General features: G+C 57.0%; 9 protein-coding genes, 1 tRNA gene and 1 pseudogene. 8 read left to right on the top strand and 3 right to left on the bottom strand.

Annotated features, from left to right (window positions below; all coding sequences use genetic code 11):
• Positions 1-306 precede the first annotated feature (306 nt).
• The 6 genes from AC221Y_RS16745 to AC221Y_RS16720 all read left to right on the top strand — a co-directional run bounded on the left by AC221Y_RS16745 (position 307) and on the right by AC221Y_RS16720 (position 5614).
• The gene (locus AC221Y_RS16745; RefSeq protein WP_486707800.1) at positions 307-1221 is read left to right on the top strand and encodes a LysR family transcriptional regulator; all 915 of its coding nucleotides are present in this window, start codon (positions 307-309) and stop codon (positions 1219-1221) included.
• Between the two features lie 224 nt (positions 1222-1445).
• A complete protein-coding gene (locus AC221Y_RS16740) occupies positions 1446-2375 on the top strand; it encodes an AEC family transporter (RefSeq protein WP_486707798.1) in 930 nt (309 codons plus the stop codon).
• A gap of 16 nt (positions 2376-2391) precedes the next feature.
• Entirely contained in the window at positions 2392-3222 is an 831-nt protein-coding gene (gene fghA / locus AC221Y_RS16735) for an S-formylglutathione hydrolase (protein ID WP_299754033.1), read from the top strand.
• Complete coding sequence (locus tag AC221Y_RS16730; RefSeq protein ID WP_486707799.1) at positions 3219-3650, top strand: YaiI/YqxD family protein; 432 nt, start codon at positions 3219-3221, stop codon at positions 3648-3650. The genes fghA and AC221Y_RS16730 overlap by 4 nt, the downstream gene beginning before the upstream one ends.
• A gap of 31 nt (positions 3651-3681) precedes the next feature.
• Entirely contained in the window at positions 3682-4647 is a 966-nt protein-coding gene (locus AC221Y_RS16725) for a DMT family transporter (RefSeq protein WP_299754013.1), read from the top strand.
• Positions 4648-4654: 7 nt separating this feature from the next.
• A complete protein-coding gene (locus AC221Y_RS16720) occupies positions 4655-5614 on the top strand; it encodes an alpha/beta fold hydrolase (protein ID WP_299754014.1) in 960 nt (319 codons plus the stop codon).
• Here the strand turns inward: AC221Y_RS16720 and AC221Y_RS16715 are convergent.
• Positions 5595-6239 carry a GntR family transcriptional regulator gene (locus tag AC221Y_RS16715; protein ID WP_299754015.1) on the bottom strand — a complete coding sequence of 215 codons (645 nt, stop codon included), beginning with the start codon at positions 6237-6239 and terminating at the stop codon, positions 5595-5597. The two genes, AC221Y_RS16720 and AC221Y_RS16715, sit on opposite strands and share 20 nt — an antisense overlap.
• A 33-nt stretch (positions 6240-6272) precedes the next feature.
• On the bottom strand, positions 6273-6947 hold the full coding sequence (locus AC221Y_RS16710) for a M48 family metallopeptidase (RefSeq protein WP_299754016.1): 675 nt from the start codon (positions 6945-6947) through the stop codon (positions 6273-6275).
• A 160-nt stretch (positions 6948-7107) separates the two neighbouring features.
• Here AC221Y_RS16710 and AC221Y_RS16705 point away from each other — a divergent pair, with 160 nt between their 5' ends.
• Complete coding sequence (locus AC221Y_RS16705) at positions 7108-7431, top strand: TIGR02300 family protein (RefSeq protein ID WP_299754017.1); 324 nt, start codon at positions 7108-7110, stop codon at positions 7429-7431.
• 77 nt (positions 7432-7508) lie between these two features.
• Positions 7509-7584: transfer RNA gene (locus AC221Y_RS16700), tRNA-Ala, on the top strand.
• Between the two features lie 91 nt (positions 7585-7675).
• Here AC221Y_RS16700 and AC221Y_RS16695 read toward each other — a convergent pair.
• Positions 7676-7828 (bottom strand): annotated as a pseudogene (locus tag AC221Y_RS16695) (IS3 family transposase); the annotation flags it as partial.
• Positions 7829-7920 lie beyond the last annotated feature (92 nt).

The following is a 7920-nucleotide window of genomic DNA, read 5'->3' as shown; positions in this document are numbered from 1 at the left end:
CGCGGTACCCCGAAATATAACCTGCGGTATCAAGGCCGTCAGCTTCGTCGCGTGCCTGCTGCATCAGCATGAGACGCACCAAGGCCTGCGAGCCATTGAGCAAAACGGCCTCTTTTGAAAGGTCGTATTTGTCGTGCAAGGTGATGGTGTGCCGACTCATGAGTGCCTCCCGTGTGCTGGTCAAGTATAGGTCAAACACTCTGACCTACAAATGAAACCTTTGTCATGTCGGCATTTGCATTTGTAGCGGGCCTGCGGGTAAGCAGTTGCAACCTGTTACCGCCACCACCGACAGAAAGCTCTGATATGGACTGGGACAAGCTGCGAATATTTCACGCCGTGGCCGATGCGGGAAGTCTGACCCACGCGGGCGACGTTCTGCACTTGAGCCAATCTGCCGTTTCACGGCAAATACGGGCGTTGGAAGAAAGCCTGAACACGACGCTTTTTCACCGACACGCGCGGGGGCTGATCCTGACCGAGCAGGGCGAATTACTGTTTGATGCGGCGTCAGCGATGTCACGACGCCTGGACACGGCCGAAGCCCGCATCCGCGACAGCGAGGAAGAAGTCTTCGGCGAATTACGGGTTACGACAACGATCGGGTTCGGCTCGCTTTGGTTGGCGCCGCGACTGTCCAAACTTTATGACAAGTACCCAGAGCTGAATATCGACCTGATGTTGGACGAGCGCGTGCTGGATTTGCCTATGCGCGAGGCAGATGTGGCTATACGGATGAAGGAGCCAAGCCAGGCCGACCTGATCCGTCGTAGATTGATGACCGTTCATATGCGGCTTTATGCGACGCCTGAGTATCTTGCGCGCCGAGGCGTGCCGGAGACGCTGGATGATCTGAAAAAACACCGACTGATTTATCTCAACACGCAAGCGACGCAAGTGATTGCGGGCGCAAGTCTTGTGAAAGAGTTGTTGACCCATGATGTCACTTCGCGGCTGACCGTGAACAACTATTTTGGCGTGTTGCAGGCGATGCGGTCAAATCTGGGCATAGGCATTCTGCCGGATTATGTGGTGGAAGATATTCAGGATGCTCAACGCGTTCTGCCCGAAGTGGAAAGCAATGAAATCCCTGTGTTTCTGGCCTATCCTGAAGAATTGCGGCAGTCACGCCGGATCGCGGCGTTTCGTGACTTTGTGACGGAAGAGATCATCGCACAACGCAAACGCATCAAGGCCGCAGCGCTTCAGCACGACGCGTGATTGTTTGCCATGCGCCTACTGCATAGCCGGTTTGCTTACCAAATGGTCAGAAAATTCTTGATTGGGGCGCTTTGGGTGCCTAAGTCCTTGTTGAACGAGGTGGCTTTGCCACTGTAGTTTACCTCCCTGTTAGACTGGCCGGGCTTTGCGCCCGGTCTTTTTTTTCGCCCCGCCCTGGCGTTTCGCTTTGAGCCGATCTACTCAACGTGCTACGCGGCGGTAATATGTGGGATATCTTTCTAAAAACATTGCCGTTTTTCGCAATTATCGCGCTTGGCTACGCAAGTGGCCGCACGCGTTTTTTCACCGAAGAGGCGACGGCCTATCTGACGAAATTCGTGTTCTATTTCGCGCTTTCGGCCATGCTTTTTGGCTTTACTGCGAATCTGTCAATTGCCGAGATTATCGACTGGACCTTCGTCACCGCTTATTTATCGGCCTCTTTGCTGGTCTATTCGCTGGTCACTTTCGTGGCAGTGATCCGAAAGCGCCCCGTCGCAGAGGCGGCTTTCGAGGCGCAGTGCGGGGTCATTGGCAACGTTGGTTTCTTAGGCGTGCCAATGCTAACGTTGTTGCTTGGGGCCGAGGCCGTCGGGCCGGTTATTCTGGTCTTAGCGGTCGATCTGATCTTCTTTGGTAGCCTGATTGTGATCCTGATAACCGGATCGAGAGATGGGCGTATGTCAATCGGTGTCCTGCGCACTGTGGCGTTGGGTCTGTTGAAAAACCCGATGATCGTTTCGATCACGCTTGGGTTGCTTTGGTCGGCACTTAGCATTCCGATCCCGGCCCCGGTGGGCGAGTTTCTGACTTTGCTTGGTGCGGCAGCAACCCCCGGCGCTCTTTTCGCAATCGGTGCGAGCCTGGCAAGCAAGTCGGCCGAACGCTTGTCGGTGGCGGGGTGGCTGTCGTTTGCTAAACTGGTGCTCCATCCGGGTGCTGTGGCGATCGCGGCGTTGTTTATCTGGCCGGTTGATCCCTATGCAGCGGGTGTGATGATCGCCGCGGCCGCCCTTCCGGTGGCGGGCAATGTCTATATTCTGGCGCAGCATTATGGCGTTGCGCCAACGCGGGTGTCGGCTTCGATACTGATTTCGACGGCGGCCTCAATTGTGACGGTGTCGGCGGTGATTGCTTGGATCAGCGCAAGCTAAAGGAAGGATGGATATGATGGAAACGCTGTCTGAAAATCGGTGTTTTGGCGGTGTGCAGGGGGTCTATTCTCATACGTCACGTGCAACGACCGGCACAATGACTTTTGGGTTGTTTGTGCCAGAGGAGGCAGCCGATAGGCCGGTGCCGGTCCTTTGGTATCTGTCCGGTCTGACTTGCACCCACGAGAACGCGATGGTGAAGTCTGGCGCGCAGGCTTGGGCGGCCGAGCACGGAGTGGCGATTGTATTTCCGGACACGTCACCGCGCGGTGAAGATGTCGCCAATCATGACGATTATGATCTCGGACAGGGTGCCGGGTTTTACATCGATGCTACCGAAGCGCCTTGGGCCTCACATTTTAGCATGCAGACCTATGTGCTTGAGGATTTGCCGGCGCTGATATTCGACGCATTTCCGCTGGACCGCGACCGTCAGGCAATCACAGGCCATTCAATGGGTGGCCACGGTGCGTTGACGCTTGCGGCGAAGTCGCCAGGAAGATTCCGATCTGTGTCGGCGTTCTCTCCTATCTGCAATCCAACCGTGAGCGATTGGGGCAAAAAGCAGTTTGAAGCCTATCTTGGTAGCGTCGAGGCGGGGGCTGCGCATGATGCGACAACGCTTGCCGAAGGCGGTGCTTTTGACGGCCTGCCAGTGCTGATTGATACGGGAACAGACGATCAGTTTGGTCATTTGTTGAAGACCGAATGCCTGGCCGAAGCGTTGATGCGGCGGCGCACGGAAGCCACGGTGCGGATGCAAAAGGGTTATGATCACTCGTATTTCTTTGTGTCGACCTTCATGGAGGAACACCTTGCGTTTCATGGGGAAGCACTTTGGCGATAATTTACGTCGATGCAGACGCCTGCCCGGTCAAAGCCCAAGTTGAAGCGGTAGCAACGCGGCGCAAGGTCGAAGTGAAGATGGTCGCCAATGGCGGGCTTCGCCCTTCCACCAATCCATTGGTTGAAATGGTTTATGTCGCAGATGGCCCGGATGTTGCTGACATCTGGATCGCTGAGCGAGTGGGCCCCGGAGATGTGGTGATTACCAGCGACATTCCCTTGGCCGCGCGCGCGGTTGAAGCGGGTGCGCTTGTCTTAAAGCCCAATGGCGAGCGGTTGACCGCTACCAATGTCGGAAATGCACTGGCGATGCGCGATCTTGCGGCTGATCTGCGCGCCGCGGATCCGTTCCGCCAAGGCGGCGGCAAAGGCTTTACAAAGGCAGATCGGTCGCGTTTTCTCGACGCACTGGAGCATGCCCTGCGATAACGCGCGTCGCGCTCCTTATTTCTGGTTTGATATGTCATTGACCGACGCAGAACGGACAACCTTCACTGGCGCCTATTGGGCGCTTGCCGCTGTCACGGCGTTTTCAGTGAATGACGTGATAATTAAGTTCCTGTCCGGGGATTATCCGTTGTATCAGGTGATGTTCCTGCGTTCGACCGTGGGGCTTTTGTTTGTGCTGGCCGTTTTGGTGCCTCTCACCGGAACTATGGCGATGCTAAAGACTCACAAACTAAAAACACACCTATTGCGCGGGCTTTGCGTCGTCTTTGCGAACTTCTGCTTTTTTCTGGCACTGGCGGCCCTGCCCCTTGCTGATGCCGTGGCGATCTTCTTTGTGAGCCCGCTTTTGATCTCGGTCTTTTCGGTGGTTTTCCTCGGCGAATACGTCGGACCACGCCGCTGGGCGGCGATCCTGCTTGGGCTGGTCGGTGTCTTGATCGTGGTCCGTCCGGGAACGAGCGCGTTTCAGATTGCCTCGCTTTTGCCGCTGCTGGCGGCGGTGGGCTATGCGTTCCTACACATCCTGACGCGGCGCATTGGCGGAACCGAAAACGCGACGGCGATGGTCTTTTATATTCAGGGCACATTCCTGATGGTGTCGACCACCGCCGGACTGGTGCTTGGGCACGGCGAATTCAACGTGTTTGACCATCCGTCAGCGGTGTTTTTGTTCCGCGCATGGGAGTGGCCAGCGGCGTTTGATCTGTCGTTGATGGTGTTTTCAGGCGTGGTGACTTCTGTCGGTGGCTATATGATATCGCAGGCCTATCGCCGCTCGGAAGCGGCCTTGGTAGCGCCGTTTGAATATATTGCGCTGCCTCTTTCGGTGGTTTTTGGGATCGTATTGTTTGCAGAAATTCCGGATGGAGCGGCCTTATGCGGTATCGCTTTGATCCTGATCGCGGGGATGGTGCTGATCTGGCGTGAAGCGGCCGCGCGGCGGCGTGCGACACTTGAGGGGCCAAACCGGCTATGATGGGCGCATGAGTTTAATCGGATGGGTCGCTTTAGGCGCGGTTGCTGCCGCTCCCCTGATTGCGGAAGCATTGCGCCAGCCTATGACACGTGCCGCGCAAAGCCTCGCACCCGGCAATATCGCAGAGCTGCCATCGGGGCGGACGCATTATCGCTGGACTGGCCCAAAGCGCGGACCCATCGCGGTTTGTATTCACGGGCTGTCCTCGCCTCAGTTTATCTTCGCAGGGACGGCGCGCGCGTTAGCGGCGTTGGGATATCGTGTGTTGACGTATGATCTTTATGGACGGGGCTGGTCGTCGAGGCCGCGCGGTCGGCAGGATATAGACTATTTCCTGCGCCAATTGCGGGATCTGTTGGATCACCTCGGGATCCACGGGCCTTTGACCGTGGTTGGCTATTCCATGGGAGGTAGCCTGGCGACAGCCTTTGCCGCCGAAGAAGGCCTGAATATCAAAGCATTGATCTTGATGGCCCCGTCCGGTCTGCAGCCGGTCTATACAACACCGAAGGATCGTTTGTGGACGTACCCGGTGATTGGCGATTGGCTGATGCCGGTGGCGGGTGGCTGGGATTTGCGCCGCGAATTGGCTGGGGAAGGCGCCGCGCCAACCGTGATCCCGAACCTGTCGGAGCGGCTTGCATCAGAAACGCGCAAACGCGGGTACTTGCCGTCTCTTTTGTCTTCGCGCCGCCATATCCTGGCAAAAACGCTGGACGAGGATCACCGCGCGATTACTGATTATGACACACCGGTGCTGGCTATCTGGGGACGTGAGGATGGGGTTATCTCGATTTCTGCCATGGGGACCTTGGCGGCGTTGAACCCGAATGCGCATCATGTGGAATTGCCTACGGGCACGCATAATTTCCCTCAGACGCATCCGGGGCGCGTGGCGGAAATCCTGAAATCCTTTCTAGGAGATCACTCGACGACGCCCACACGGCCTAATTCGCCAGCATCCTGAGGCCTTGTGTGACATCGCTGCGCACCGCAAGGCGTAACCCCGGCTCGTCGCCAGCCCTGAGGGCGGCAAGGATCAGACGGTGGTCCTTTGGCACCTCGGTGCGCTTGAGACGCCCGTAGAGTGCCCGCATGGTCGGGCCAAGCTGCAGCCACACTGTCTCGGCCATGGCAAGCATCGCAGGGGCCTGAGCGCGCAAATAGAGCGTTCGGTGAAATTCGAGGTTCGTGCGGATGTAGGCAACGGCATCGCCTTTGACGATGGCCTCAGAGATAACGTTGTTTATCAGCCCGAGGCGTTCGATCAAAGCCATATGAGCGCGAGGCAGTGCCCGGCTGGCAAGTTCGGTTTCGATGAGGGCGCGCAAAGCAGCAAGTTCCTCGATGCGGTCGTTAGATAATTCGGGCGTCGAGACGCGCCCCGATACCGAAAGCGTCAGCGCACCTTCGGCAACAAGGCGCCGGATAGCTTCGCGTGCCGGTGTCATCGAGACCCCGAAGTCTTTGCCGACGCCACGCAATGTCAGGGCGTCGCCGGGGTCGATTTCTCCGTGCATGATACGGGCGCGCAAGACGCGGTAGACGCGATCGTGGGCGGCGGGAAGTGGATCGGCGGTACGACTTAACATGTGAACACTGTGATCACAAAAGCCACGCCCGCGTCAATCAAAGCGATACCGATGAAGCCCCGGGCCATCCGTTTTGAGCCAGTTTTTCGAAGCGCGGTAATCGGGGCGTAGGGTTTCAACGACCGACCAGAAGGCACGCGAGTGGTTCATTTCGACAAGGTGGGCGACCTCGTGGGCGATCACGTAGTCAAAAATCTCGGGTGGAGCGAGGATAAGACGCCATGACAACATCAGCTTGCCTTGCGAGGTGCATGACCCCCAGCGTGATCGAGTATCGCGGAAGCTGACACCTGTGACCGTGCGCCCCACGCGCGCGCTGTAGTGATCAATCCGCGGCAGGGCCCGGTCACGGGCGAGGTGTCTTAGCGTCGACGTAAGCGCGCGCGGCGTCGGCATTTCGATACGTTGATCGAATATCCGCGCCTGACGCCCATGCCCCTGTTCGATCCGGCGCACCGTGCCTTCAACGGGCAGGTCAGTCCCGACGCGCAAGGGGGTTGCAGGCGCAGTTTTCTGGCGCGCGTTGAAGATCCATTCGGCGTGGTCATCAAGGAAAGCCCGCGCCGCGCGGTCGGTTGTTGAAAGCGGCATCGTCAAGGTCACACACCCATCCAGACGCGAAACCCGCAGCGTCATGCGCCGCGCCCGCGCTATTCGGCGGATTGTGATCCCATCTCCGGGGTTGTCCAATGGCCTCAACCAACCCATGTCCATGCCTCGATTGTTGTACTTGTGCTTTTAGAGACCCTAGCTTTGACTGTGTTCGCTCGACAAGGGCAGATACAGCGTCAAAAGGCTTTGACAGACGCTGGTACATATGGCAGTTGGCGCGACATTCCACACGGACCTCCTGAACGAAGGACTACCTATGCCGAAGGAAGAATGGGGCACAAAACGCCTATGCCCAACATCGGGCAAGCGGTTTTACGATATGAACACCAATCCGGTGGTCAGCCCGTATACGGGCGAAGTCGTCAACATCGAGACTGGCAAAGCCAGCCGGACGATGGTTGCTGATAAACCGGATGCGAGCGCAAAGCCTGTAAAAGAAGCCGAAGAAGAAGTGGTTCTCGAAGACGACGAGGATGATGCAGACGTCGATCTGGGCGATGATGTCCTTGAAGATGACGACGATGACGACGATGTTTCGCTTGACGATATCGCCGATGTTGCCGCTGACGACGACGATTGACCGCTGATTTTATGCTTGCTTTGAAAAGGCGAAATCAGTAACCCACGCGGGCGGTCTCGCACTGCCCGCACCCGGATGGGGCCATAGCTCAGTTGGGAGAGCGCTTGCATGGCATGCAAGAGGTCAGGGGTTCGATTCCCCTTGGCTCCACCACCTTCTCAAACAGTAATTAATATTAATAAGCTACTGTTTTATAGAGAATATTCCAAGGGTCTGTCACAGTGAGGTGTTACAGTGAGGAACCTCGCAAAGATGCCCGGACACACCCGATCTTTGGCGCGATTGCCATAATCGCTGCAGATTGATTGACGTATTCGTGTTCATGTTCAAATATCATCGGATCCGCGCGCGCCCGCACTTCGGTTGAAAATCTGTTTGCTCTGTTACTTTTTTCCATAGGCTCCATCCATACTTGCTTTGGAGCCTCCGGCAAACAAGGAGCGGTTCACATCGACGCCCGCGTTGAGGCCGGCAAAGTTTTGTTGGATG

This window comes from Boseongicola sp., assembly GCF_057460485.1.
This window is presented reverse-complemented; position numbering and strand designations above follow the sequence as displayed.